This is a genomic window from uncultured Salinicola sp. (genome assembly GCF_937921195.1).
In the GTDB taxonomy this organism is placed as follows: Bacteria; Pseudomonadota; Gammaproteobacteria; order Pseudomonadales; family Halomonadaceae; genus Salinicola.
The window spans coordinates 1-25,887 of record NZ_CALFQK010000001.1 but is presented as its reverse complement, the minus strand read 5'-3'; the positions used below and the strand labels follow the sequence as shown (position 1 = coordinate 25,887).

General features: G+C 66.5%; 29 protein-coding genes. 24 read left to right on the top strand and 5 right to left on the bottom strand.

Translation table 11 applies throughout. The features are described from left to right. Nucleotides 1-38: 38 nt before the first annotated feature. Nucleotides 39-515 carry a carboxymuconolactone decarboxylase family protein gene (locus Q0602_RS00145; RefSeq protein WP_075568603.1) on the top strand — a complete coding sequence of 159 codons (477 nt, stop codon included), beginning with the start codon at nucleotides 39-41 and terminating at the stop codon, nucleotides 513-515. A 30-nt stretch (nucleotides 516-545) separates the two neighbouring features. Here the strand turns inward: Q0602_RS00145 and Q0602_RS00140 are convergent, their stop codons facing one another. Next, on the bottom strand, nucleotides 546-1,118 hold the full coding sequence (locus Q0602_RS00140) for a helix-turn-helix domain-containing protein (protein ID WP_149435461.1): 573 nt from the start codon (nucleotides 1,116-1,118) through the stop codon (nucleotides 546-548). A gap of 96 nt (nucleotides 1,119-1,214) precedes the next feature. On the opposite strand from Q0602_RS00140, the gene rhtA reads away from it, so the two are divergent. From rhtA to Q0602_RS00125, 3 genes are all read left to right on the top strand, one after another. Continuing rightward, entirely contained in the window at nucleotides 1,215-2,108 is an 894-nt protein-coding gene (rhtA, locus tag Q0602_RS00135) for a threonine/homoserine exporter RhtA (protein WP_239023795.1), read from the top strand. A gap of 126 nt (nucleotides 2,109-2,234) precedes the next feature. Beyond that, a complete protein-coding gene (locus tag Q0602_RS00130; protein ID WP_298837131.1) occupies nucleotides 2,235-3,068 on the top strand; it encodes an AraC family transcriptional regulator in 834 nt (277 codons plus the stop codon). 102 nt (nucleotides 3,069-3,170) lie between these two features. Beyond that, a complete protein-coding gene (locus tag Q0602_RS00125; RefSeq protein ID WP_298837128.1) occupies nucleotides 3,171-3,779 on the top strand; it encodes a LysE family translocator in 609 nt (202 codons plus the stop codon). A gap of 21 nt (nucleotides 3,780-3,800) precedes the next feature. Here the strand turns inward: Q0602_RS00125 and Q0602_RS00120 are convergent, their stop codons facing one another. The 3 genes from Q0602_RS00120 to mntP all read right to left on the bottom strand — a co-directional run bounded on the left by Q0602_RS00120 (nucleotide 3,801) and on the right by mntP (nucleotide 5,383). Further along, nucleotides 3,801-4,415 (bottom strand): cyclodeaminase/cyclohydrolase family protein, encoded by a 615-nt coding sequence (locus Q0602_RS00120; RefSeq protein ID WP_298837126.1) that lies wholly within the window; start codon nucleotides 4,413-4,415, stop codon nucleotides 3,801-3,803. A 161-nt stretch (nucleotides 4,416-4,576) separates the two neighbouring features. Then, nucleotides 4,577-4,729 carry an alternative ribosome rescue factor ArfA gene (gene arfA, locus Q0602_RS00115; protein WP_298837123.1) on the bottom strand — a complete coding sequence of 51 codons (153 nt, stop codon included), beginning with the start codon at nucleotides 4,727-4,729 and terminating at the stop codon, nucleotides 4,577-4,579. Nucleotides 4,730-4,801: 72 nt separating this feature from the next. Further along, entirely contained in the window at nucleotides 4,802-5,383 is a 582-nt protein-coding gene (gene mntP / locus Q0602_RS00110; RefSeq protein ID WP_149435467.1) for a manganese efflux pump MntP, read from the bottom strand. Nucleotides 5,384-6,296: 913 nt separating this feature from the next. On the opposite strand from mntP, the gene Q0602_RS00105 reads away from it, so the two are divergent. The 7 genes from Q0602_RS00105 to Q0602_RS00075 all read left to right on the top strand — a co-directional run bounded on the left by Q0602_RS00105 (nucleotide 6,297) and on the right by Q0602_RS00075 (nucleotide 12,532). Beyond that, the gene (locus tag Q0602_RS00105; protein WP_188113672.1) at nucleotides 6,297-6,470 is read left to right on the top strand and encodes a hypothetical protein; all 174 of its coding nucleotides are present in this window, start codon (nucleotides 6,297-6,299) and stop codon (nucleotides 6,468-6,470) included. 202 nt (nucleotides 6,471-6,672) lie between these two features. Beyond that, nucleotides 6,673-7,623 carry an EscD/YscD/HrpQ family type III secretion system periplasmic domain-containing protein gene (locus Q0602_RS00100; protein ID WP_298837119.1) on the top strand — a complete coding sequence of 317 codons (951 nt, stop codon included), beginning with the start codon at nucleotides 6,673-6,675 and terminating at the stop codon, nucleotides 7,621-7,623. A gap of 32 nt (nucleotides 7,624-7,655) precedes the next feature. Next, nucleotides 7,656-8,084, top strand: a complete 429-nt coding sequence (locus Q0602_RS00095) for a hypothetical protein (protein WP_298837116.1) — start codon at nucleotides 7,656-7,658, stop codon at nucleotides 8,082-8,084. Continuing rightward, nucleotides 8,081-8,437 carry a lipopolysaccharide assembly protein LapB gene (locus Q0602_RS00090; protein WP_149435470.1) on the top strand — a complete coding sequence of 119 codons (357 nt, stop codon included), beginning with the start codon at nucleotides 8,081-8,083 and terminating at the stop codon, nucleotides 8,435-8,437. The genes Q0602_RS00095 and Q0602_RS00090 overlap by 4 nt, the downstream gene beginning before the upstream one ends. 1 nt (nucleotide 8,438) lies before the next feature. Then, nucleotides 8,439-10,604, top strand: coding sequence for a type III secretion system export apparatus subunit SctV (sctV, locus tag Q0602_RS00085; protein ID WP_298837113.1), 2,166 nt, complete (start codon nucleotides 8,439-8,441; stop codon nucleotides 10,602-10,604). A 147-nt stretch (nucleotides 10,605-10,751) separates the two neighbouring features. Beyond that, nucleotides 10,752-12,062, top strand: a complete 1,311-nt coding sequence (locus Q0602_RS00080; RefSeq protein WP_298837110.1) for a type II and III secretion system protein family protein — start codon at nucleotides 10,752-10,754, stop codon at nucleotides 12,060-12,062. 17 nt (nucleotides 12,063-12,079) lie between these two features. Then, nucleotides 12,080-12,532, top strand: a complete 453-nt coding sequence (locus tag Q0602_RS00075; RefSeq protein ID WP_149435472.1) for a hypothetical protein — start codon at nucleotides 12,080-12,082, stop codon at nucleotides 12,530-12,532. Nucleotides 12,533-12,557: 25 nt separating this feature from the next. On the opposite strand, the gene Q0602_RS00070 is transcribed toward Q0602_RS00075, so the two are convergent. Beyond that, nucleotides 12,558-13,400: a tetratricopeptide repeat protein gene (locus Q0602_RS00070; protein ID WP_298837107.1), complete on the bottom strand. Its 843-nt coding sequence runs from the start codon at nucleotides 13,398-13,400 to the stop codon at nucleotides 12,558-12,560. 200 nt (nucleotides 13,401-13,600) lie between these two features. On the opposite strand from Q0602_RS00070, the gene Q0602_RS00065 reads away from it, so the two are divergent. From Q0602_RS00065 to Q0602_RS00005, 13 genes are all read left to right on the top strand, one after another. Beyond that, a complete protein-coding gene (locus Q0602_RS00065) occupies nucleotides 13,601-14,191 on the top strand; it encodes a hypothetical protein (RefSeq protein ID WP_298837103.1) in 591 nt (196 codons plus the stop codon). A gap of 196 nt (nucleotides 14,192-14,387) precedes the next feature. Then, nucleotides 14,388-14,585, top strand: a complete 198-nt coding sequence (locus tag Q0602_RS00060; RefSeq protein WP_149435475.1) for a hypothetical protein — start codon at nucleotides 14,388-14,390, stop codon at nucleotides 14,583-14,585. A 122-nt stretch (nucleotides 14,586-14,707) separates the two neighbouring features. Next, on the top strand, nucleotides 14,708-15,151 hold the full coding sequence (locus Q0602_RS00055) for a hypothetical protein (protein WP_298837100.1): 444 nt from the start codon (nucleotides 14,708-14,710) through the stop codon (nucleotides 15,149-15,151). 3 nt (nucleotides 15,152-15,154) lie between these two features. Continuing rightward, the gene (gene sctJ / locus Q0602_RS00050) at nucleotides 15,155-15,976 is read left to right on the top strand and encodes a type III secretion system inner membrane ring lipoprotein SctJ (RefSeq protein WP_298837097.1); all 822 of its coding nucleotides are present in this window, start codon (nucleotides 15,155-15,157) and stop codon (nucleotides 15,974-15,976) included. After that, a complete protein-coding gene (locus Q0602_RS00045; RefSeq protein ID WP_298837094.1) occupies nucleotides 15,973-16,644 on the top strand; it encodes a hypothetical protein in 672 nt (223 codons plus the stop codon). The genes sctJ and Q0602_RS00045 overlap by 4 nt, the downstream gene beginning before the upstream one ends. After that, the gene (sctL, locus tag Q0602_RS00040; protein ID WP_298837090.1) at nucleotides 16,641-17,240 is read left to right on the top strand and encodes a type III secretion system stator protein SctL; all 600 of its coding nucleotides are present in this window, start codon (nucleotides 16,641-16,643) and stop codon (nucleotides 17,238-17,240) included. The genes Q0602_RS00045 and sctL overlap by 4 nt, the downstream gene beginning before the upstream one ends. Then, on the top strand, nucleotides 17,237-18,616 hold the full coding sequence (locus tag Q0602_RS00035; protein ID WP_298837087.1) for a FliI/YscN family ATPase: 1,380 nt from the start codon (nucleotides 17,237-17,239) through the stop codon (nucleotides 18,614-18,616). Before sctL ends, Q0602_RS00035 begins: the two co-directional genes overlap by 4 nt. After that, nucleotides 18,613-19,095: a YscO family type III secretion system apparatus protein gene (locus Q0602_RS00030; RefSeq protein ID WP_295036049.1), complete on the top strand. Its 483-nt coding sequence runs from the start codon at nucleotides 18,613-18,615 to the stop codon at nucleotides 19,093-19,095. Before Q0602_RS00035 ends, Q0602_RS00030 begins: the two co-directional genes overlap by 4 nt. Beyond that, nucleotides 19,092-20,354 (top strand): type III secretion system cytoplasmic ring protein SctQ, encoded by a 1,263-nt coding sequence (gene sctQ / locus Q0602_RS00025; RefSeq protein ID WP_295036050.1) that lies wholly within the window; start codon nucleotides 19,092-19,094, stop codon nucleotides 20,352-20,354. Before Q0602_RS00030 ends, sctQ begins: the two co-directional genes overlap by 4 nt. Beyond that, the gene (gene sctR, locus Q0602_RS00020) at nucleotides 20,347-21,006 is read left to right on the top strand and encodes a type III secretion system export apparatus subunit SctR (RefSeq protein ID WP_110597668.1); all 660 of its coding nucleotides are present in this window, start codon (nucleotides 20,347-20,349) and stop codon (nucleotides 21,004-21,006) included. The genes sctQ and sctR overlap by 8 nt, the downstream gene beginning before the upstream one ends. A 1-nt stretch (nucleotide 21,007) precedes the next feature. Next, entirely contained in the window at nucleotides 21,008-21,277 is a 270-nt protein-coding gene (gene sctS, locus Q0602_RS00015; protein ID WP_149435481.1) for a type III secretion system export apparatus subunit SctS, read from the top strand. A 52-nt stretch (nucleotides 21,278-21,329) separates the two neighbouring features. Next, a complete protein-coding gene (sctT, locus tag Q0602_RS00010) occupies nucleotides 21,330-22,148 on the top strand; it encodes a type III secretion system export apparatus subunit SctT (protein WP_298837077.1) in 819 nt (272 codons plus the stop codon). 175 nt (nucleotides 22,149-22,323) lie between these two features. Then, nucleotides 22,324-25,875, top strand: coding sequence for a hypothetical protein (locus tag Q0602_RS00005; RefSeq protein ID WP_298837074.1), 3,552 nt, complete (start codon nucleotides 22,324-22,326; stop codon nucleotides 25,873-25,875). Nucleotides 25,876-25,887: the final 12 nt, after the last annotated feature.

The window sequence follows — 25,887 nt, the reverse complement described above, 5'->3', positions numbered from 1 at the left end:
TCAAATCTCAACTCCCATGACCCAGACAGGTAAGCGACATGAAAGCCCGAGTGAACTACTACCAGACCTCTCCCCAGGCCGCCCAGAAGTACATCGATTTCAACATGGCGCTGTCGCAGAGCGACGTGATCAAGGAGATCAAGCATCTGGTGACGCTGCGCGCTTCCCAGCTCAACGGCTGCGCCTTCTGCGTCGACATGCACGTCAAGGAGGCGAAGATCGACGGCGAGCGCGAATTGCGCCTGCACCACGTTGCGCTGTGGCGGGAATCGACGCTGTTCACCCCGCGCGAGCGCGCCGCCCTGGCCTGGACCGAAACGCTGACCCGGCTGCCCGAGCATGGGGTCGATGACGGCGCCTACGACCACGTTCGCAGCCACTTCTCCGAAGCGGAGCTCTCGGACCTGACCTTCCTGATCGTCGCCATCAACGGCTGGAATCGCCTCAGCATCGCCTTCCAGGCGATTCCCGGCTCCGCCGACAAGGCGTTCGGACTGGACAAGGCGGGGCTGTAGAGCCGGTATCGCCGCGCTCGTAGCTCGGCTTCAATACACCACGTTGCGAATGAAGCGCAGTCGGCCAGCCCCATCGTTGCGATAGCGATAGGGCTGGTCGCTGGGATAGACGTGGAAGTCGCCGGCCTCGATCGTCACCTCACGCTCGCCGAGGGCCAGGGTCAGCGTTCCCTCGATCACCACCAGCATCTCGTGCCAGCCGGCGTCGTCCGCAGCCGATTCGTAGACGTCTCCCGGCTCCAGCGACCACGACCACAGTTCGACCTCCTGCCGTGCCGGCTTGCTCGCCAGCAGCCGCGCCCGGCTCTCCGGCGAGCGACCGACCCAGGCTACCTCGTCGATGCGCGCGGAGTCCTCGCTGTCCGGCGGCTGGACCAGCGCGTAGAACAGCACGCCCAACGCCTCGGCCAATCGATCCAGCGTGCTCAGACTGACGTTGACGTCGCCCTTTTCGATATTGACCAGCATGCGCCGGCTGACACCGGACCGCTCGGCCAGCGCCTGCTGGCTCAAAGATACCGCCTGCCGCAGGCGCCTGACATTGGCGGCGACATGCACCAGTACGTCGGGGCGCTCGTTAGAGTTGTGCAATATATTGCCCATCCGTACAATCGCGACTCTCGTCCATTGCCGCTCGCCGCCAAGGCGACAAGCGGTCACGTTTGGCGAGTCATCATGCCGCAGACCTCGGGAGGTGTCATGTCAGTCGCCATGCGCGAATTCTTCGCCAGAGTCTGGCCGGTGGCCATGCTGATCGTGGCGATGTGCTCGATCCAGAGCGGCGCTTCCGTCGCCAAGTCGCTGTTCCCGGTCATCGGCGCCACCGGCACGACCTCGATCCGTCTGATCATCGCCGCCCTGCTGCTGCTGATCGTCATGCGACCCTGGCGTCAGCCGCTGAGCCGCCGCGCCTGGAAATCGACGCTGATCTACGGCGTCTCCCTCGGCGTCATGAACCTCCTCTTCTACCAGGCCTTGCGGACCGTGCCGCTGGGTATCGCGGTGGCGCTGGAATTCACCGGGCCGCTGGCGGTGGCGATGCTCTCGTCGCGGCGCTGGCTGGACCTGCTTTGGGTGGCACTCGCGGTCCTCGGCCTGATCTGCCTGCTGCTGCTGGGCGATGGCGGCAGCGGCCCGATCGACCCTCATGGCGCGGCCTGCGCCCTCGGCGCCGGCGTCTGCTGGGCGCTCTACATTCTGTTTGGACAGAAGGCCGGGGCGATCAACGGCGCCCAGAGTGCCACCCTCGGTATCACCATCGCCGCGGTGGTGATCGCCCCGGTGGGATTGCTCGACGTGGGCACGGCGATCTTCGCCCCGGAAGTGCTGCCGTACGCCCTGGCGGTGGCGATACTCTCCACCGCGCTGCCCTACACGCTGGAGATGATCGCCATGCCACGACTGCCGACCCAGACCTTCGGCACTCTGATGAGCCTCGAGCCCGCGGTGGGTGCGCTCTCCGGCCTGCTGTTCCTGGGCCAGCTGCTGGGTACGCTGCAGTGGTTGGCGATCGGGCTGGTGATCACCGCCTCGATCGGCACGACGCTGACGATCCGGCGCCGCGACACCTTCGAGGCGCCGGTGCCGGACTGAAGGCCCAGGATTCCGGCGGCGGGTCCCGGACTGCACGAACGTTCCAGACTCCCGCGTCCCGTTTCTGGCATGCTGCCAGGATCGAACCGGCGTACCGCTTCGACCGTAAGCCGGGCGGGAGGCAGCATGACATCGACGAACTGGATCGATCTGCGACAGGACAGCGATACCGGCATCGAGACGATCCGTGCCCACTTCGAGGGGCACGCCTACGATCCCCATTGGCACGACAGCTATCTGGTCGGCTTCACCGAGCAGGGCGTCCAGCAGTTTCACTGCCGCCGCGTTCGTCACGACAGCACGCCCGGACGCCTGTTCTTCGTCGAACCCGGCGAGATTCACGACGGCCACGCGCCGGCCGAGGGCGGTTTCACCTACGCCATGCTCTATCTCGACCCGGACTGGCTGCAACGTGAGCTGCGCCAGTTCGCGATCGCCGGCGCCGCTTCCGGTGAACCGGGCTTCGCCGCGACGCTGGTCGACGACATCCCCTTGATCGCGGGAATCGCCCGCGCCTTCACTACCCTGCGCCAGTCGACGTCGCGGCTCGAACGCGATGACGCCCTCGATGCCCTGCTGCAAGGCCTGGTGCCGCACCTGGGTTGGCGTCGGCGTCCGTTGACCGATCCGCGCCTGCCGCGTGCCGCCCGCCGGGCCCAGGAACTGCTGCATGCGAACTATGCCGAGGATATCGGCCTGCAGACGCTGGCCGAGCAGTGCGGCGTCGATCGGTTTCGGCTGACCCGCGCTTTCAAGTCGGCCTTCGGCCTGGCGCCCCATGCCTATCTGGTGCAACTGCGCCGGAGTCTCGCCCGCCAGCGGCTCGCTGCCGGCGAGCCTCCCGCCTCGGTTGCCAGCCAGCTCGGCTTCGCCGACCAGAGCCATCTGGGGCGCTGGTTCCGGCGCGCCTATGGCCTGACGCCGGCGGACTATCGCCAGCGCTGCGTCCGGGGCGGTTGAATCGGCTTCGTGGCGAGCTTGGGGCGCGACTGCTCAAACCTTCCAGACCTTGGGTGACAATGGCGCGATAGTCCCGACTCCACGCTATTTCCGGAGTCGATCATGTCCGCCTGGTTACCGTTCACCCTGTTCGCCTTCGTCGCCTCGATCACGCCGGGGCCGACCAATCTACTGATACTCGCGCAGGGATCGCGCCAGGGCTGGAAAAGCGCCCTCCCCGCCGTTCTCGGCGCCAGCCTGGCGGCGGCGGCGATCGTGCTGACGGTTGGCTTGGGGCTGTCGCACACGCTGCTGGCCCACCCCCTCGTGCGTCGATTGATGGCGGCGATCGGCGTGGCCTGGTTGAGCTGGCTGGCGTGGCGGCTCTTCCGCAGCCCACCGCCGGAAGTCGATACCGGCGACCTGGCCTCCGTCGCGCCGGCCTTCGGGGCACGCCAGGCCGCCGGCCTGCAGCTGGTCAATCCCAAAACCTGGATGATGGCGATGTCGGTCGTCGGCGTGTTCACCGACGCGGCATCAAGCGCGACGCAGATCGGCGTATTGGCACTGACGTTCGGGGTCGTGGCGCTGCCCTGCCTGGCGCTCTGGGGGCTGGTGGGCAGCGGTGTCGCCAAGCTGTTCCGGCAACCGCGTCAGTGGCAGTGGTTCAATCGCGTGCTGGCGCTGCTGCTGTTGACGGTGGCGTGGTGGAGTCTCCTGATCACGGGCTGACCCCCTGTCGGCGTCGCGAGTTCAGCCACCGGTGCCGAGTCGGCGGCGGAGCTCGCGAACTTCTCTGCGAAGCGCCTCGCAACGCACTTCCAGTGTCTGCCGCGCGGCATGATCGGGCAACGCCTCGAGATTGGCTTCGGCCCCGATCAACAGCGCCTCCAGTGCCGCACCGAGCATGGTGGCGCCGGCCAGCGTGTCGCTACGCATCGCCGACGAGGTCAGCGGCAGCGCCTCGACCGCCAGTGCCAACCCCTGCCGACATCGCTCGGCGGCTGCCAGCGGGATCCGAATCGACGCCTCGCGGGCTTCGCGAAGGGCCGAATCGCACGGGTCCGATTCGGCGGCATCATCACTCGATCGCCGTTGCGCCTGCAGATAGTCGTCAAACGCCGCGGCATCGTCGTCGACAGCCTCGGCCAGCGCCTGCTGCAGCGCATCGCCCTCGTCTATCAGACGGCGACGTTGGGGATCCGGGCCGGATTCGCCCCGGTGCAAACGCACGCCCTTGAGAATCAGCGACAAGCCCAGGCACCCGTTCAACGCCGCGGCGGCACCGCAGCCCGGTGTGGAACGCGTTTCGACGGCGTGCTGGAAATCGGCAAGCGAGGCCTGCCAGAGCGAAGACGAGGTCGACATGAAGGCTCCCGGAGAGGATCGATATCTCAGCATAGACGCCACCACGGAAAGCATGGCGAATCGAGGGGGCGACGAGAGCCGACAGTGAGCAGCCGGAAGTGTCGGCAGGAGGGAAAACAGGGGAGAGCACCATGGCGAAACGGTCGGAGGTCGAAAATGCCTCAAGCCGCTTGGCGATGGCGCCCTCCCTCGGGCGGCCGCCCTTTGCGGGAGTAGCTGCCCTTGCCTCTCTTCGGTTTCTGTTGCTGCCGTCGGAATCGGGGCGAGCGCAGTGCCGCCTTTAGCGCGCTGTCCCGGATGGGGTGTGATGCCATGTGACCTCCCGGTTCGTTCGAGTTCATGGATCTAGACAGTTGTCGGGGATCTAGCCAGTTGTCGGCAAGCTCTCAAGCGACACGGGCCACCAGATGCTCGTAGAGCACGGTACAACCGATGCCGATCAGGACCAACCCCCCCACGATTTCGGCCCGCTTGCCGATCAGCGATCCGATCGCGCGGCCCAGCATGATGCCAACGGTGACCATCAGCATCGTCGCCAGGCCGATCGCCGCCGCCGCCACGATGATGTTCACATCGGCGAAGGCCAGCGTCACGCCGACGGCCATGGCATCGATGCTGGTGGCCAGCGCCGTGAGGGCAAGCAGCCAGACCGATTTGCGCTCCGGCGCGCTGCCGTCGTCCGCCTCGACCGGAACCGGCTTGAACCCTTCCCAGATCATGTGTGCCCCGAGCGCCCCCAGCAGCACGAATGCGATCCAGTGATCCCACTCGGACACGAACCGCGTGGCAGCCAACCCGATAGCCCAGCCGATGACCGGGGTGATGGCCTCGACCGTACCGAAAATGGCGCCGATGCGCAGTGCCTCGGGGAACCGGGTGCGCCTGAGAGCCGCGCCCTTGCCGACGGAAGCGGCGAAGGCATCGGTCGACATGGCGAAAGCGAGTATGACCAGGGATGCAGGATTCATTGTCCGTTCCAGCCGGTGGTGTTGCCACGACATTCGCCGTACCCGACTCGGTACCGCGGATGCCCATGGTCTCGCCAACCGGTCTCGGCGTTCGTGCCACGGCATGGCCGGGTGTGTTGACACGAACATCACGACCGCAAGGTTTCACGGTAGTGATCGGCTACTCCCCAAGGAGGTCTCAGACTATAGACGCGAAAATGAAAACCGGCAATAAATGATTGAATTTAAAGAGAAAAATTCACCCCGGTTAATTCATGTCGTTGACGTTAATCAAGTTAACGCCGGTTGGACTTTGATGACGAGGTTGCGGGCCGGGACTTCAGCGTTGGCGGCAGCAATGACGAACCGTGGCGTAGGAGGTGCGTCGTGGGGTCACAACGGGATAACCCCGCGCCAGTGACGCCATAAAGAGACAGCAAGATTGGAAATCTGTCTCGTTTTGGGAACAGATCATTCAGATAAATTCAGACGTACCTAATTCAGTAAAATCTCAAAATACAGGCACGTGAAAATCGGGCGGGAAAATTGTGCATTTTAGTGCGCACACTTCATCGATCGATGTCGAGTCATTGAAATGGAGAAAAATGCCACAGCGGTTTGAAACGCTCATTTCAACGTAACGAGGGGTAATAAGTGCATACCAGGAATGGATTGAACGACCGTTCAATATAGTTTTTATTCTTCCATATCAGTAATTTGCTAAAAACAATTTAGCTTGCTTTCCGTTACCTTCTGGAAACGCAAAACATCAAACTTTTACTTCCAAGCCGTCGCATTGTCATTCGGAGCCAGTAGTCTGAATGACGTTGGATCGCGTTCCCAGAGTTTGGTCGATGTCGAGAACCCGGTCTGGCACCTCTTTCAAACCGCTGGAATGGCGGACCTTGAATTTCACGCTACCAGGAGAAACACCATGGCTGATACGCCCGCAATCGATCCGTCAACTTCGAATGACAGCGCTGATTCTTCCATCGATCAATTGAAGGCCGTCTTTGATCAGGCGATCGAGAAATCCGCTGAAATCACCAAGGTCACGACCGAGAAGAAGACCATGCTCGATGCGACCAAGCAGCGTCCGCAGAACTGATGCGGAGAAGTCGCGGGCGAAATTACGCCGCCCGCGACGCTCCACGCCGGAACGGCGGCAATGCGTCCGGGACGCATCGGATCTCGCCACGATGGAGACTACTCGATTTTCTGGAGCTTCCTTGGCTGTCCGCCTCGATGAACCGGGTACGGACAGCCAAGGAATTTCTTCCCGCTTCGTACGACATTAGCGAGTCAACCGCATGAATACCGTCACCTCCCCCACGGCGTCGGAAGGCGAAGTCGTTGCGACGCTCACGGTCACCGCCGGGCTGCATCACGGTGCGACGATGGATCTGGGCGAGCCGACCTGCCGGATTGGCAGCGACGAGGCCGCCGATATTCTGCTGGGCGACCCCGGCGTGGCGCCCGACCACCTGATGCTGCGGTTCCACGGACGCCAGATGGCGGTCGAGGCGATCGGCGGCGATGTCGTCGTCAACGGTCGCGTCGTGCATCAGGGAACCGGGCAGCGCGGCGAGCTTCCGGCCGAGCTGCGCTTTGAGGGCGTGTCGCTGGCGCTGTCGCGCCCCCCCGCCCCCTCGATGATCCCAGCGCTCCCCAAGCTCCCCGCCCTGCCGCCACGCTGGCGGACCTCGCTCAACCGGGGTGCCACGCTCACCGCGCTGGTAGCGACGCTCGGGGTGCTGGCGGTCTACGAATTCATCGACGTCAATCAGGCCGGCGCCAATATCGGCGGCTACACGGCTGCCTCTCTCGATCCCCAGGCGCTCGACGGTGCGCATCGCCTGACGTCGGGGGAGCGCCCGGGCCCGGCGGAAGCGCTGCGCCGACAGCTATCGGAGGCGGGCCTCGACTCGCTGAGCGTCACCGATCATGGCGGCTACCTGAGCGTGTCCGGACAGTACGCGGCGGCGCAGAGCGCGGCCTGGGACCGGACGCAGCGCTGGTTCGATCAGCACTACGGCAGCCACCAGGTGCTGCTCAACGACGCCAAGACCCGGCAGGATGCGGCGCGCCCGGATTTGAAGCTGCAGGCCGTGTGGCTGGGCGATAGCCCCTATGTCATCGACAGCCGCGGGAAGCGACTCTATCCCGGCGCCGCGCTCGAATCCGGATGGGTGATCTCCGCGATTCAGCCGGACCGCATCACGCTGAGCCGTGGCGACGACCAGTTCGCGCTGACGCTTTGAATGAGAGACCGCGCTGACGAGGCCATCGTTCGATGAAGATCACCGGTCGCCAGGTCGACTCGGACCGCTATCGCATCTCGGGCACGGTCCCGGAGCCAGTCCGCCCCATCGAGAGACCCTCCGGGCAGGATGACGAATTCATCCGCGCGGTCGATCTTGCGCGGACGCGCGACGCCGACCAGCCGCCGCTGGCCGCGCGACTGGACGCGCTCGAGCGACCCGAGGCCAGAGATGCCCGCAGCTACGACAACGCCCGCAGCATCGAGCTGCTCCAGCACGTGATCGACGACGTGCTGCCGACGCTGGAGGCGGAGGAGGACATCGTCGCGATGGCGCGGGACGTCGTCGGCGAGGAGCTCGAGTGGCGCCAGGCCTGGGATGGTCGCATGAACGAAGCCATGACGCCGCAGGATGGCGATGCTCCCGGTGGCGACGACGCCCGTGACGAGGAGCCGTCATGACAGAGAACGACGATCGCGATGCCGCCGACCTGCTGCACCTGATGGGCCACCTCTACCTCAAGAGCGGCCAGACGCAGCGGGGGATGGTACTGCTGCTGATCGCCACGCGCATGGCGCCGGAACACACCGGCATCCTGAGGGCGCTGTGCCGCGGTTTTCTGACCCACGGCAACGGCGGACGAGCCCTCAACGTGATCGAGCGTCTCGAGGCCGCGGGGCAGCGCGACGCCACGCTGCTCCTGCTGCGCAGCCGTGCCGAGTGGCTGAACGGCGACCGGGACGCCGCGCGGCGCCACTTTCAACGCTACCTGGAGCGCCGACAGGAAGCCGATGTACCACGGGAGCGGGCATGACATGAATCAGCTTCTCGGTCGACTCAACATCCTCGCCCGCCGCGCCTCCCAGCGCAGCGACGTGATCATCGCGGTCTTCATGGTGCTGGCCGTGGTGATGATGATCATCCCGTTGCCGACCGCCCTGGTCGACGCGCTGATCGGGGTCAACATCGGCTTCAGCCTGCTGATCCTGATCGTGGCGTTCTATATCTCGCACCCGGTGGAGTTCTCGTCGCTGCCGCCGATCATCCTGCTGGCGACGCTGTTCCGGCTGGCGCTGTCGATCACCACCACACGCCTGATCCTGCTCGACGCCGACGCCGGCCAGATCGTCGAAGCCTTCGGCAACTTCGTCATCGCCGGGGAGGTCGTCATCGGCATGGTGGTGTTCCTGATCATCACCGTGGCCCAGTTCCTGGTGATCACCAAGGGCTCGGAGCGGGTTGCCGAAGTCGCGGCGCGTTTCACGCTCGACGCCATGCCCGGCAAGCAGATGAGCATCGACAACGAGATGCGCAATGGCGATATCGACCATGTCGAGGCCCGCCGCCGGCGTTCGCTGCTGGAGAGCGAGAGCCAGCTCTACGGCGCCATGGACGGCGCCATGAAATTCGTCAAGGGCGACGCCATCGCCGGGCTGGTGATCCTGTTCGTCAACCTGATCGGCGGCCTGCTGATCGGGATGCTCGAGCACGGCATGCCGTTCGGCGAAGCCGTCGAGACCTACTCGCTGCTCACCGTCGGCGACGGCCTGATCGCCCAGATCCCGGCGCTGCTGATCTCGATCGGCGCCGGCACCGTGGTCACCCGCGTCAGCTCCGACAACGCCAGCGACCTGGGCAGCGAGATCGTCGGCCAGCTGGGCAGCAACTCCAAGGCGCTGGGGCTGACCGCCGCCGTGCTGTTCTGCGCCGCCTTCATCCCGGGCTTCGCCACCGGCGTGTTCCTGGCGATCTCGGCGCTGCTGGGCAGCGCGGCCTTCCTGCTGCGTCGGCGCCACATGCGCGAGCGGGCCGAAGCGGAAACGGCCGATGCCGAGGGCGCGCCGAACGATGGCGCTCCCGCGCCGCGGCAGGATGACGCGCCCGCCGAGGCCACCGCTCCCGGTCGCCTGGCCGAGGACGAGCAGGGCCAGCATCGCGTCATGCTGTGCCTGAGCGCGTCCCTCGCCGACGCGCTGTCGCTGGACTTGCTGCGCGAGGGCATCCAGACGGTTCGGGAGCGCGTCGAGCGCGACCTGGGAATCGCCATCCCCACCGTCGGCCTCCGTCTGGAACCGGCCCTCGGGGCGCAGCGCTTCGCCATCGAGCTGGACGAAGTCCCCGTGCTCAACGGCGAGCTGCCGGCGGCCAGCGTGCTGCTGGACGACGACGCCGGCACGCTGGCGCTACTCGAGCTCTCCGCACAGACGCAGCCCGCGCTGGTCGGCCGCGGCTCCTGGCAGTGGCTGCCGGACTCCGCGAGCGGCGCGCTGCGGGAGGCAGGGATGCGCTATCGCACGTCGGACCAGGTGCTGGAGCGCTGCCTGGAGCGCACGCTGACGCGCTACGCCGGCGATTTCGTCGGCATTCAGGAGGCCCGCTCGCTGCTGTCCCGCATGGAAGCGGATTATGCCGAGCTGGTCACCGAGGCCGTGCGCGTCGTCTCGCTGCAGAAGATGGCGGAAATCCTGCGCCGCCTGGTCAGCGAGGGGGTGCCGGTTCGCGCCATGCGCACCATCCTCGAGGCGATGGTGACCTGGGGGCCACAGGAGTCCAACAGCGCGCGACTCGCCGACCGCATCCGCGTCGCCATGGCGCGCCAGATCTGCCACCGCCATGCCCGCAGCGACAGGGTACTGCCGGCCTGGGTCGCCACCCGCCCGCTGGAGGAGGCGCTACGGGCCGCCCAGCGCCACGCCGAGACCCAGTCCTTGCGCATCGGACTGCCGGCGCCGCTCTCCCGGGCACTCAATGGCTGGTTTCAGCAACAGCTGGACGCGCTGGATGCCGACTTGCAACCGGTGATCGTGATCGCCGGGGACGTGCGCGCGTCGCTGCAACAGTGGCTCAAGCAGCAGGAGATCGACATGGCCGTCATGGCCTGGCCGGAGATCGCACCGGAATTCAGCCTGCAGGCGATCGCCCAGGTGCGCCTGCCAAAACCCGCGCCGCGACGCGAGTCCGAGGCGCAGGCAAAGTCGTAACTTGATGACAAAAAAGCGGTTTTCGTTGTATGAGTAAAGCGCTTTTCGATGTATGAGTAGAGACCCCGCGGCCAGCGGGGCTTTTCGACAAGGGATCCGATGACAACAGGGACGGAAGACGCTCGTGGCACAGTGGCAGACAATTTCATGAGGGGCGGTAACCGCGTACCCCTACTCGCCGCCCTTGGCCTGGCACTCCAGGTGATGGTGGCATTGCTGATGACCGCACAGTTCGCTCACGCCGATGTCGCCGTCGATACGCCCGGCGAGACGCTGGCGCTGGAGACGGGCCAGGGCAGGATCCTGCGCTTCGATCGCCAGGTGGCCTCGGTGTTCGTGGCCAACCCGGCGATCGCCGACGTTCAGGTCGTCTCCCCCGGGGTGATCTACCTGTTCGGCAAGCAGGCCGGCGATACCAACCTGATCGCCCTCGGCGCCGACGACGAGAGCCAAGCCTCGCTGCGCCTGCAGGTCCGCGACGGTGACGCAAAAGCGAGCCAGGCGCTTCGCGGTATCGACGGCGACAGCCAGGTCAGGCTGCACATGGCCGGCAACCAGTTGGTGGCCGAGGGCCGCAACGCGACGGTGGAGAGCGCCATGGCCACGCAGTCGGCCCTCGATGCCGAGGCGCCCGCCGACGGCGGTCTCAATCGCTCGAGCTACGACGGCGCCAATCAGATCAACATCCGGGTGCGCTTTGCCGAAGTCGCCCGCGACGAACTGCTCAGCTACGGCGTCAGCTGGAATGCGCTGATCAACAACGGCTCGTTCTCGTTCGGCGTGCTGACCAGCAATATCGCAAGCTCCCCGGGCAGCGAGGGCGTCGACGGCCTGCTGCAGGCGCTGCAGCAGAACAACCTGTTGCAGATACTCGCCGAACCCAACATCACCACGGTTTCGGGTCAGACCGCCAGTTTCCTCGCCGGCGGCGAGATTCCGATCCCGGTGCCGGTCAACAGCGACCTGGTGGGGATCGACTACAAGCAGTTCGGCGTCTCCCTGCTGAGCACCCCGACCCTGCTGCCCAACGGCCGCATCTCGATGGAGGTGCGCCCCGAGGTCAGCAGTCTCTCCGGCGACAACGTTCAGATCGCCGGCTACGACGTGCCGTCGCTGCAGGTGCGGCGTGCCGACACCGTCGTCGAGGTGGGCAGCGGCCAGACCTTCGCCATTGCCGGGCTGTTCCAGCGCCAGGCCTCCAACGAGATCGAGCGCATCCCGGTGCTGGGCGACATCCCGATCCTGGGCCAGCTGTTCCGGTCGCGCCGTTTCCAGCGCAACGAGACCGAGCTGGTGATCCTGATCACGCCCTACTTGGTCCGCCCCTCCTCGTCCCCGACGCCGAGAACGCCGCTGGACCAGGCCCGGGTCAGCCGCGACACCCGGCTTGGCGACGATCCGGCACAGCACGCCAGGTCGGCGGGCGTCGACGATCCTTTCGGGTTCTATCTGCAATGAGCGAGGAGACCGCCGCCATGCCACCCAACCCGCTCGCCGCGACAGCCGCGATCCGTCATGTCGCGCCGCTGCTGATAGCGACGCTGCTGGCCGGCTGCCAGTCGTCGATGGGGCCGATGAGCTGGACCAGCGGCTACCGCCAGGTGGCGATGGCCGCTCCAGAAGGCGACCAGGCCGCCACGGATGGCCGGATGGCGACCCTGCCCAACCTGTGCCAGTCGTCCCCCGACGACGAGGGCATGGTGACGCTGCCGCCGGGTTGCGCCAACGATCTGAACCTGCAGCTGATGGTGGCCAATCCCCAGGACCTGGTCCGCGGGCGGGAGATGGGACCGCCGATGGCGGGCCCCGTCGCCGACGCCGCCCGCGAGCGGCTCGACGATCGCGGCCGCGCCAACGAGCGGCGTGCGATGCTGGAAGGCGAGGCGCGCAGTGCCATGGGCGATACCGCGACGACCGATGGCCTGTGAGGGGCAGCGCGGGGCCGGCCCGAACTCACTCGCGCGCGGGGGAAGTCCGGGCCATGCCGAGGGCCTGGGCGCGAGCGGCGGCGCTGGGCAGCGCGGCGATACGCTCGGCGCTGGCGATCAACGACTCGCGCCGGGCTGCCGGCAGGTCGGGGATCTCGATACGGCGGGCTTCTTCACGCTGCCCTCCCAGTACCAGCACCAGGATGAGGTTGCGGTAATGGCGCGCTTCGGCCAGGGGGGAGTTGGCGACTCGACGCATGTCAACGATCGCCTTGGCGTCGTCGCCGGCCAGGGACTCGGCCAGCGCCAGATTGGCCTGGACGTCGAGATCCTGCGGTTCGAGCCTCGCCGCCCTGGCAAAGGCCTCGACGGATCGATCGGGATGCCCCGCCAGCGCCTGCGCGGCGCCCATACGGCTCCAGGCGGCCACGTTGTCGAGCTTGGGGGCGGCCCGCGAGAGGCTGCGCAGCGCCCCCTGGGGCTCGCCCAATCGCAGCTGGGCCGTGCCCAGGCCCAGCAGCGCCAGGGCCAGGTCGATGTCGTCGGCCAGCGCCGTCCGGAAGGCTTGCGCCGCGGCCTCGGGCTCCCCGGCCGCCAGCCGGGCATTGCCCAGCCGGATCAGGAGGTCGGCAGACGGCGCCCCCTGTTCCAGCGCACGTTCGTACATGGCCGCCGCCGTGGCGTGGTCGCCGCGCTGGTCGACATCGTCGGCCAGCTTGAGCAGCCGGTCCTCCCGGGTGTCGGACGGTGTCGCCGCGCAAGCGGAGAGCGCGAACCCGACGGCGATGACCGCCGCCCATGTCAGGCCCTTGCGGCAAGCCGCCGCGCGGGTCGAGACCATTCGAGAAACCGTAGAAGATGCCTTCATCCGTAAATCAGTCCAGAGGCTCGAGGAGTGGACAGACAGCGTACCGGAGAACCAGCGGTTTGGGGCAGCGAGGCATGTCAATGAACGGTGACAGTCGTTTACATAGGGCAAGCGAAAGCCACAAAAAGACATATAACCGGCCACCAAACCGTCATCGCGATCTTGCTAGGGTTATCGAAGCAATTGCGGCGGTGGCCTTCATGATCGTTCGTCGAAAAGGATCCCGGTTGCGCACCTCGATCATCGTCGCGCTGATGCTGGGGTTGGCGGGCAGCGGCGCCTTCGCGGCCGACGCCCCATGGGCAGACCGAAGCTACCGCTACGTGGTGATCGATCAGGACGTACGCGACGTGCTGCAGGAGTTCGGACGCAACCTGTCGCTGCCGGTCGAGGTGAGCAGTGCCGTGAACGGCGAGGTCCGCGGCGACATCCACGCCGACAGCGCCCAGGCCTTTCTGGAACAGGTCTGCCGGTCGAACGGGCTGGCGTGGTTCTTCGACGGCTACGTGCTCCATGTCGCTGCACGCGAGGAGCTGGGCCGGCGTAGCTTCGATCTCGACGGAGTGGACGTTTCGCGCTTGAGCGCCGATATCGAAGCGGCAAGGATCGGTTCGCCACTGAGCGCCGATTTCCGGGATGGCCGCCACCGTCTGGAGGCGATGGGTCCGCCCGCCTGGCTGGCGGAAGTGGCGCAGCGGGTGGAGGATTCGAGGCGGACGCCCGCGCCCTCGGCACCCGGTGAGGTCAGAGTCTTCCGCGGCAGCGTGGCACAACCGGCCGTGGAGCAGTGAGTGCGGATGTCGCGGCTGCCGGCGCCGGTGAGCCCCGGAAGCAGGCAGGCCGGACCCAGAGGCAGGAACGAGCGGGCCGTCATCCCATGGCGACGCTCATCAGCGACCGTTCCCGAACGCTCTCTCGAAGAACGGTACGACGACTCACCGACGGCTCGATGCCGATCGGTCAATGCCAAACCGAAGGAGACGATACATGGCTATCGATGCCGTAGGTAATGCCAACGCGACCGGCGAATCCACCCCCGACTCCCAGGCCTTCGACGACGCCGTCGACAACGCCAAGTTCCAGGAAGCGATGTCCGAGGGCATGGTCCAGGTGGGCGGGCAGCTGATTCTGATGCCGATGATGAAGGAAATGCTCAGCGAAGCCATGTCGGGCGGCGAAGAGTAGCAAGCCCAGGCCCGAGTCCCGCGAGGTGACGAGGGACGACGACCGGTTGGCGACTCGTCGCGACGACCGGTCGCCGTCGTTGGAAGCGACACCGGCCCGCCATGGGCCCGAACGCGAGGTGAATGATGACTCCCGTGACACCACCGGGGGTGGGGGTGCCGATGACGACACCCGCGCCGACCCCATCGGAGACGAGTGCCAAGACGCTGGCCTCGCAGAACCTGTTCGAGCACATGGCCGGCCAGGCCGGTGCCTCACCCCCTGGCGCGAGCCCCGGCGAGCTGGGCTCGAACCTGATCGACAACCTCGACGGCTTCGTCGACCGGGTCAACACCTTCGCGCAGCAGGCGCAGGTCCCCGATGCCCAGGCGCCCGACCGCTTCGCCAAGGTCACCACGCCGGCGCTGGACGCAGGCGACACGCCCACCGCCATCGGCGACGACAAGATGGCGAAGGTCGTCGACTCGCTGAGCCAGGTCTTCGACCACTCCATCGAGACCACCATGGTGGTGCGAGGTGCCACGCAGGTGTCGGGCTCGGCCAATACCCTATTGAAAGGTCAATGACACTTGCATCTCGATCGACGCTTCAACCCCTCGCGCCCGTCCCGGGACAGCCGCCGACGCCCGCTGCACTGGATTGCGCTGCTGTTGATGGCCCTGCTGCTGCAGGCCTGCGATACCGACCTCTATACCCAGCTCGACGAGCGCGAGGCCAATGTCATCGTGGCGACCCTGGCACGCAATGGCATCCCCGCCAGTCGCCATGCCGAGGATGAAGGCCGGATGCGCGTCACCGTCGACGAGAGCCGCTTTGCCGAAGCGGTCGACGTGCTCGACCGGGCCGGCCTGCCGGAACGCAAGTTCGCCAATCTCGGCGAGGTCTTCCAGGGCAACGGCCTGGTGTCGTCACCGGTCCAGGAGCGCGCCCAGATGATCTACGCGCTGAGCCAGGAGCTCTCCCACACCGTGTCCCAGATCGACGGCGTGCTGTCGGCGCGGGTCCACGTGGTGCTGCCTGACAACGACCTGCTGCAGCAGAACAGCACGCCCTCCTCGGCCTCGGTCTTCGTGCGCTACATTCCCTCGCTGGACATCGATCCGCTGATCCCGCAGATCAAGACCCTGGTGGCCAACGGTATCGCCGGCCTCTCCTACGACAAGGTGTCGGTGGTGCCGGTGGTCTCGTCCCTGCCCGAGGAGACACGCTCGGCCCCCCAGCCGGCCATGAGTTCGTTTCTCGGCATCGCGATGCCGGCCGCCAGCGTGGCGCGTGCCGGCTGGCTGTTCGGCCTGATGATCGCGGCGATTCTCGCCCTCGGCATCGTGGTCGGCTGGCTGGTCTGGCGCCAGCGCCGCCAACGACCCTATGACCTGGCGACCCCGTCATGACGGCAACGCCCACGCCATCACCGGAGCTGCCGGTGCGCATCGATCCGGCCCACTGGATCGGCACCCTGGAAGGCATCGCCAGCGACGAGACGCTACGCCGCTGGTGCCGCCAGCCGCGGTTCCAGCATCGTCTGGCCGAACGCCTCCGGCGCCGTCACGATCTCCCCGCCCAGGCCGAGCTGCCGCCGAGAGATCCCATCGACCAAGCGCTTTGCCAGCTCGACGAGGATGCGCTGACGGCCTGCACTCGCGCGGCAGGGATCATCTTCCATGCCGGCGCCCTGGTCCGCGAGATTCGTGCCCCTCGGGTCGCGGCCATCAAACAGCGCTTCGGCACCGATCTCTACGCCCTGGCACTGGCCAAGCGGGAGCATGGGCAGGCCGGGGAGAGCGACCTGGGCGATCTCGACGCCTTCGAGGCGGAGGTCGAGCGAGACGGCAGACGCTGTCTGCTGGCCTGGGCCGACGCCCAGCCCGCCACCCTGCGTGCCTGGCTGCGATTGGGCTGGTTCGGCAGGCTGGCGCGAGACGACGGTGCCGAGACGAACGCCGGCGCCGTGGAGATCGCACGCCTGGCCGCCGCCGACCGGCTTGTCTCGGGGGCGGAGGATGCCGCCCAGGACCCGTCCGATGAGCCGGCAGCGCCGTCTCGGAGTGAGCGGCCATGAATTCACTGCCGCCCCGCCCCGGCAAGGTGATCCTGCGGGCCGAGGAAGCCGAGGCCTGGATCGATGGCTACGCCTTCCTGGACCGGGCGCGTCGACAGGCGGCCGATCAGGAACGGGCGCTCGGCGAAGCGCGCGACGCAGCCTATGCCGAAGGCTTCGAGGCCGGCCGCCGGGCAGGCGAGACGCAGGCCGCCCGGCTGCTGGCGACCACCCGGGATGACGTGGATCGCTACCTGGCGCGTCTCGAACCGGCGCTGGCCGAACTCGCGCTGGACCTGGTTCGGCGGCTGCTTGGCGAGTTCGACGAGGCCGAGCTGGTCGCCCGCTGCGTTCGCCAGGCGCTGCGCGAGTGGCGCCAGGCGCATCGGATCCGCATCCGCGTGGCCCCGTCGCTGGAGGCGCCAGTGGCGGCGCTGCTCTCGGAGGAGCCTCCCGCCACGGGAGACTACGAGGTCGAAGCCGATGCCCAGCTGGGGCCGGGGCAGTGCCTGCTGGTGAGCCCGGTCGCGGTCATGGACATCGGCGTGGATTCGCAACTCGACGTTCTCCGCCAGGCGCTGCTCGACGCGCCGGCGGACGGCCAGGAGTCGGCATGAGCCGTCATGACCCGGAACAGGCCTCGGTGGCGCTCGACGCGCTGCTGCCAAGGCTCGGCCAGCGTCTGGCCCGGACCGAGACGCGCCGGGTCAGCGGTCGGGTGCGCCGGATCCGCGGCCTGCTGATTCACGCCAGCATCGAGGGCGTCAGCATCGGCGAACTCTGCTACCTGCGCGATCCGGTCAGCGGACGTCGCGTCGCCGCCGAGGTGATCGGCTTCGAGGAGGAGGACGCCATCCTCTCGCCCATCGGCGAACTGCAGGGGCTCTCCACCCGCAGCGAAGTGATCGCCACCGGACGCGCCCAGGGCGTCGGCGTCGGCGAGGCGCTGCTGGGCCGCGTCATCAGCCCGCTGGGAGAGTGGCTGGACGCTGCGGCGATCCCGCCCGGCGACACCGCACACTCGGCCCCCCCGCTGCGCGAATACCCCGTGCATGCCGAGCCGCCCGCGCCCCTGAGCCGCCAGCTGATCGAGCAGCCGCTGGCGCTCGGCGTACGCGCCATCGATGCCCTCAATACCGTGGCGAGAGGTCAGCGTGTCGGCCTGTTCGGTGAACCCGGCGTGGGCAAATCGTCGCTGCTCTCGGCCATCGTCAAGGGCAGCAGCGCCGAGGTGGTGGTGCTCGGGCTGGTCGGCGAGCGCGGACGCGAGGTGCGCGAACTGCTCGACGTGCAGCTGGACGCCGACGCGCGTCGGCGTACCGTCTGTGTCGTCTCCACCTCGGACCGCCCGGCCATCGAGCGTGCCCGCGCCGCGCTGGTCGCCACCGGCGTGGCGGAGTATTTCCGCGACCAGGGCCGCGACGTGCTGCTGCTGGTCGACAGTCTCACCCGGTTCGCCCGTGCCCAGCGCGAGATCGGCCTGGCCGCGGGGGAACCGCCGACCCGACGCGGCTATCCGCCGTCGCTGTTCGCCGCCCTGCCCCGCCTGCTCGAGCGCGCCGGTCCGGGGGACGCCGCCGCCGGCGGCACCATCACCGCCATCTACACGGTGCTGACCGAGGGAGACGGCACCCTGGATCCGGTGGCGGAGGAGACCCGGGCCATTCTCGACGGACACATCGTGTTGAGTGCCGAGCTCGCCCGGCGTGACCATTTCCCGGCGATCGACGTGCTGGCCAGCCGCAGCCGGCTGATGGAGAGCGTCGCCAGCGAAGAGCATCGCCGCGACGCCGCCAAGGTCCGCGAGCTGATGGCGCGCTATCGCGACGTCGAGCTGCTGCTGCAGGTGGGCGAGTATCGCGAGGGCAGCGATGCCGCCACCGACGAGGCGATTCGCAAGCACACCGAGATCGAGGCCTTCCTTCGCCAGTCCCGGGACGATCGCAGCGATTTCGCGGAAACGCTGAAGCGGCTGAAGGAGATCGCCCAATGACCTCGTTGCATCGACTCGAGCGCCTGATGCAGTTGCGGCGTCATCGTACCCGCCGGGCCGAGGAGGCGCTGGCGTCGAGCCAGCGCCACTGCCAGGACCTGGACACGCGACACCAGACGCTGGAGGCGTCGCTCGACCGGCACCAGCGCGCTTCCGGACGGCGCGAACAGGCGCTCTTCGATGATGGCGCGCAGCAGCCGATGAGTGCCGAAGCCATGGCGGAGTGGCAGCAGACGCTGGCCGACGATGCCGGACGACGCGAGTCGTTGCTCCAGCAGCGGCGAACGCTGGCGCGGGAGCGCCGGACCGCCGAAGCCGAGCGCGGCGAGCGGGCCGCCGAATGGGCGAGATGTCGGCGCGCCGAGCAGGCGCTGGACCGCCTGCGAGCCGATCGCTCCCGCGCGCTGGCGGTCGATGCCGAGCGGCTGGCGGAGCTGGAAATGGAAGAGATGCGACCGCCGCGGGGAGAGCTGACGTGACCCACCTCTCCACGACGTCACGCCGGGCTTCGGCGCGGCCCTCGACGGCCACGACCGACCTGGCGCCGGGCCGGGCGACGCCGCTGTCACCGGCGTCGCTCCCCGCGATGGCCTCCGACCGCCTGGCGCTCCATAACGCGCTGCACGTCGCTCGCCGGCCGCTCGAGTTCGACTGGCACGGCCGCAAGGCAATGCTGCGCCTGCTGCCCGAGGGCACCGCCATCGATCAGGCGTGGTCGATCACCCTCGACCTCGGCGGGGAACCCCTGACGCTGTCCGGCAGCGCGGCGGCGCTTGACCGTCTCGGTGAGCATCCCGACCGCCGACGGGATCTGCGAGAGGTGGATCGCGAGCTGGTCGCCATGTGGCTGGAGGTGGTCTGGCTCGAGTGGCTGGAGTCGCTGGAGCAACGGCTGGACGTCGACATCCACCTGCGGCCTGCCCTATCGGCCCCGATGGATCGCCCCACGCGCCTCTGTATCGCGTTCGAGATCGATGACGAAACGCACCCGCTCGCCCTCGACCTGCCGGTGGCCATCGCCGAGCGACTGCTGCCGACGCTCGATAGCGCCTTTCCGGCGCGCCGCGCCCCAGCCGACGGCGTCGTTGCCACCCTGCGAATCGAAAGCGGCGCGCAGACCCTGACGCTGGGCGAATGGCGCAGCCTGCGCGCCGGCGACGTGGTCATGCTCGACGGCGCAGCGGCCGATGAGGTCTGGCTGAATCTCGCCGATCGTTTCGGCTGCCGGGCTCGCTTCGGCGACACCGGGCTGCGTGCCGACGGGCCGCTCGGTGCGAGTTCCTCCCATCGTGCCCAGAATCCCTCTTCTGAAGCCTCGCACCGCCCTTGTGAAGCCCCAAAACGCCCTGGTAAAGAGAGTGTCATGAGCGAACCTCCTGTGGATAAATCAACACCTCCCGCCCGATCCGAAACGGCCGCGGACAGCTCGGCATCGAGTACGGAAGCGCCGGATGTGGACAGTTCGCCCACGGATCCGCTGGACTCGGCTGGCTTGAACCTGGACGACCTGCCGGTGCAGCTGACCTGCGAACTGGGTCGCCTGGAACTGTCGCTCGGCGAACTGCGCCGGCTGGGCGAAGGCAGCGTGTTGCCGCTGGAGCGGCATCCCGAGCGGGCGGTCGACCTGGTCGTCAACGGCAGACGGATGGGGCGTGGGCGCCTGGTCGCCATCGGCGACGCGGTGGGGGTGCAGGTCGAGAGGCTCGCGCTCGACGAAGGGCGCGCCGGGGATGACTGAGTTTCAGCCCAACCTGATCGCGATCATCATCGTGGTCGCCACCATCGGCCTGGTGCCGCTGGCGGTGGTCACGATGACGGGCTTTCTCAAGATCTCGGTGGTGCTGTTCCTGATCCGCAACGCTCTCGGCGTGCAGCAGACGCCGCCCAACCTGGTGCTCTATGGCATCGCGCTGATCCTGACGGTCTATATCACCACGCCGTTGATCGGCGAGATGGCTCACGAGTTCGAGCAGCGCTCGGCGGGGCTGGCCAGCGTCGAGGAGATCAAGCAGACCGGCGAGGCCCTGCGCGGCCCGCTGCAGGCGTATCTGTCACGCTACGCCAGCGAACACGAACGGGCGTTCTTCATCGACGCCACCCGCACGCTGTGGTCCGACGAAGCCCGCGAGGACCTCAAGAGCGATGACCTGATCGTGCTGATTCCCGCCTTCGTCAGCTCGGAACTGACCCGCGCCTTCGAGATCGGCTTTCTGCTCTATATCCCGTTTCTGATCATCGACCTGATCGTCTCCAACGTGCTGATGGCGATGGGCATGATGATGGTCTCGCCGACGCTGATCTCGATTCCGCTGAAGATTTTCCTGTTCGTGGCGGTGGACGGCTGGTCGCGGTTGATGCACGGACTGATCCTGAGTTACGGAGGCGGCTAGGATGACCGACGACATCTTCCTCTCGCTGATGAAGAACGCCCTGTGGACGGTACTGCTGGTGTCGGCGCCGGCGCTGCTGGTGGCGATCGCCGTCGGTTTCGGCGTCGGCCTGCTGCAGGCGCTGACCCAGATTCAGGACCAGACGCTGCCGCAGGCGGTCAAGCTGGTGGCGGTACTGTTGGTGCTGATCCTCTCGGGCCCGCTGCTGGCCGGGCAGATCGTCAACATCACCGATCAGGTGCTGGACAATTTTGCCGCCTGGTCGCGCTGAGGAAACGCTACCTGACCGGCTGCGCTTCCTTTTCGAGTGATTCAAGGGACCGATGGACTACGACGATTTCGCCCGTTTTCTCACCGACTTCGCCTACCCGCTGATCGCGGCGGCGGCCGTCGGCGTGGCCCGGGCGCTGGGCATGGTGCTGGTGACACCGGCCTTCAATCGCCTGGGGCTGACCGGCATGATCCGCTCCGCCGTGGCGGTGACGATCTCGCTGCCGCTGATCGTGCCGCTGTTCGATGCCATGGTGAACGCGGAGACCTTGTCGACCTTCAGCGTCGCCGGCATGGTGATCAAGGAGTTGCTGATCGGCGTCGCCATCGGCCTGGTCTTCGGCGTGCCGTTCTGGGCCGCCGAGGTGGCCGGCGAGCTGATCGACCTGCAGCGCGGCTCGACCATGGCGCAGATCGTCGATCCGATGGGCGCGACCGAATCCGGGGTGACCTCGACGCTGCTGACGATCACGCTGCTGGCGCTGTTCTTCATCACCGGCGGCTTCATGCTGCTGCTCGACGGCTTCTACCGCAGCTACGCGCTGTGGCCGGCGGTGGACTTCGTGCCTTTGCTGTCGCAGACCTCGGCGATGTCGCTGCTCGGCCTGCTCGACCAGGTGATGCAGATCGGCGTGCTGATGATCGCCCCGCTGGTGATCGCGCTGCTGATCGCCGACCTGATGCTGGCCTACGTCGCCAGGATGGCGCCGAACCTTCACGCCTTCGATCTGTCACTGCCGATCAAGAACCTGCTGTTCGCGTTTCTGATGCTGATCTACGTGGTCTTCCTGATCCCGCTGATGGTCGACCAGCTCGATGTCGTCGCGCTCAACATGGAGCGTCTCGAGGCCATTCTCGGCGCGATGCGATAGCCGTCGTCCGCCCCACCAAAGCCATACAGTCCGTTACTCAGCGTTTCGCCGCTGCCATCGGGTCGTCATCCGGCGCCTGAATACTGGAGGCGTTTTCCCGCGATGCCGTCCCGTCCTGTTCATGGATCGAACGTCGGCGTCCTCGAGCCAACCTCCTTTCAGAGAGAACAAGCCGATGCGCGTCAACGATGATGTCACCCTCGACAAAGACCCGGTCTCGTCCGCCCCCACTCAGGTTTTCACCTCCGTGCTCAAGCTGGCGCAGAAGATGGCCGGGGATGGCGGCAAGGAGAAGGAGACCCTCGAGCCCGGCAGTCAGGACTACGAGGACACGCTGAATGCGTTGGCGGTGGACATGGCGGACGGCATCGACATCGACAAGCGCCGGGTTTCCAGCCTGAAGGGGGACGCCGCCGACAAGTTCGAGAAGCTGGTCACCGCCGAGCTCAACGCCCAGCGCGCCGACGGCGAGAACCCCGACCTGTCCAAGGCGATCGACAACGCCAGGAAAGCGCTGTTCGACCGCATCGGGCATGCCCTCGACAACGCCGACCGCAACGCCGACAAGGGCCTCGATGTCTTCGAGGGCTACTGGAAGCGCCACGGCGGCGAAGAGGCTGCGATCGACGCGGGTTATGACGCCTACGACGGCTTTCTGGCCGACACCACGCTCACCGACAACCCCGACTACGAGGACAAGCTCAATGCCCTGGCCCTGGGGATGGCCGGCGGCACGCTGACCGACCAGCGCAAGATCCTGCATCTCGACTCATCGGATACCCTCTCCCAACTCTACAAGAATCTGATCCAGAACCGGATCGATCAGGGCGACGATCCCCAGGAAGCGATGGATCACGTCAACGACGATCTGCGCGAGCGTATCGACAGCGTCGGCGGTGGCGACGTCGCCAATGTCTTCGACGGCTATTTCAAGCGTCACGGTGGCGAAGAGGACACCGAGAAGCTGGCCCAGGAGAGCTATCTGGCCAATCGCGACGAGGCCGACATCGCCTACGACGACACGCTGAATTCGCTCTCCTCCGACATGGCCGAAGGCATCGATATCGACGACCGCAAGGTGAGGCCGCTGACGGGAGACGCCGCCAGCCAGTTCAGCCAGCTGGTGGAGTATCAACTCGACCAGCAGCGTGAGCGCGGCGACGCCCCGGATCTCCAGGCGGCCATCGACGACGCCAAGGAAGACCTCTTCGAGCGGACCGGCAACGCCTTGACCGATGCCGACAAGGACAGCGAGGACGGACTCGACGTGCTCAACGGTTACTGGGAGCGTCATGGCGGCAAGGACGACGCCATCGACGCCGGCTACGCAGCCTACGACGACTTCCTCGCCAACCACACCGTGACCGACAACCCCAGTTACGAGGACAACCTCAATGCGCTCTCATCCGGCCTGGCAGGCAGTACGCTGACCGACTCTCGCCAGATTCTGCATATCGAAAGCTCGGAAACGCTGTCACAGCTCTATCAGAACCTGATCGACAGCAAGGTGAGCGACGGCGCCTCCCGCGAGGAGGCCACCGCCCAGGTCAACGACGACCTGCGCGAGCGGATCCGGCACGCTGCCGGAGACGATGGCAAGGCGGTCCAGAATGTCTTCGACGGTTACTGGTCGCGGCACGGCGGCGAGACCAACACCCAGCGCCTGTCCGACAACGCGGAGCTGGATACGGCGCGGCGCGATCACGACCTGCCAGCCTTCAGCGATGTCGACATCCAGTCGATGGAGACCAGCGAGACCGACCCGGACGACAGTTCACGCAAGCTGACCGTCAGCGAGCTGACCTGGCAGAACCTGATCGAAGAGTGGAAGACGGGGATCGAGGACGGCAGCATCGACAAGAATGACGAGCGCGCCCAGTTCTACCGTGCCCTGCGCGCCCAGGGTGCGCTCGACAACGGCCTGGACCTGGTCGGCCTCGATATCTCGGAGGGGCTGAGCCTCGATCACGTCACCGGCGATGATCTCTCGTCGATCATCGATGGCGAGAAACTCGATGCCAGCCTCGGCGAACTGTTCGCTTCCGAGTCCGTGCAGAAGGATTATCTGGAAGCCCAGGAGGGCGCCGTCGACAAGGTCGCCGACAAGGACGACATCGCATCGCGACTGGAGGAGACCGCCTTCAGCGAGGCGTACATCGACTACATCAACGACCTGCGCGAGAGCGGCCAGGGTGAACTCGCCGAGCAGGATATCTCGCGGACCTACAATGCGCTCTCGACACTGTTCCCGGCGACCGAAGAGAGCGACAAGGCGGCCGAGTTCGCCCAGAACCTACAGCTTGACTCGATGATCACCGATCTCGATGACCTGCTCGCCAACCCCGACAACATCAACGATGCCAACTTGGCCGCTGGCACCCAGGACGTGGTCAAGACAGTCCTGACCGCGCTCAAGCGGGCCGGCATCGACATACCGCGACGCACGGCCGAGAGCATCGACAAGTTCGTGCACGAGTTCATGAACAATGAGCAGTCGGCGAAGACTTTCGGCAAGGCACTGCAGGAACTCGGCGACAAGTTCGAGAAAAACGGCAGCCTCACCGAGGCGGATATCAAGAAGACACTGAGCAAGGATGTCTATACTGCGCTCAACGAGAAGACCAACGGCGGCATGATGTCGCTGGTTTCCCACCTCAACGGCAATGGCGCGCTGGGTTCCGTTGGCGGCCTGATTTCACTCACTTCCGGCATTTATCAGCTTGCTGGCGGCCGTGTCTCCGACAAGGCGGAAGCGGGAGTCGCCATTACCAAGGAGCTGGTGAGTTTCCTCGGCGCGAGCCAACATTTCGTCAACCTCGGCAGCAATATCATCGATACCGTCTCCGGCTCGAAACTCAACGAGATGCTGGGGCTGGACAAGACGCTGGACGGCATCTGGAGCACCGACAAGCCAACCCCGGGCGGTAAGGATCCCGACCGCTTCCTGCGCTTGAGCGAGAATTTCCAGAGCGTCGTCGATTCGGCGTCCGTCGACGATCAGGGCAAACTCGGCAAGATACTGGATCTCACCCCCGAGGAGGCAGAAGCGGTAGTCAAAGGCGTCGACAAGGGCTTCACGTCCAACCCCGAGCTGCCAGATGCGACGACCACGACACGCAGTATCAGCTCATTTCTTCGCGTGCTTGATGGTGCCGCCAACGGGACGGCCGGAGCGCTGGACATCGCCCTCGGCGGGCTGATGATCAAGCGCGGCGCGGACAGCGGCGATGGCGCCACCATCGGCCAGGGCGCCGTGACCGTCGCGGCGGGCGCCTTCGGCCTCGCCGGCGGCGCGTCATCGCTGGCGGCGCTCAAGGGTATTGCCGTCGCCCGCGCGGCTACCGGCCCGCTGTTCTGGATCTCCGCCGGCCTGACGCTGGCGACGCTGCCGTTCTCCATCGTCCAGGACATCAAGCGCACCAACGCACTGGAAGGACACGAGGCCGACCTCAAGGAGCTCTTCACCTCCCTCGACGAGGATGGTCTACTGACCGAAGATGGCTTGAAGCGCTACGAGTTTCTCGAGGATTACGTCAGCCACTACGGTCAGCGCGACGCACCGGACGACGAGAGCATCTTCGACTACCGCAGCGACGAGTACGAGTTCTACGTGCAGGAGGGCCATCTACCCGACTCGAGCTGGGACGATTTCGATCACGAGGACTACGACGGCGATGGCAGTAATCTCCAGACCAATATGGACGAGGGTTCTACCGTCGGCTCCTGACGACTCGGCGGG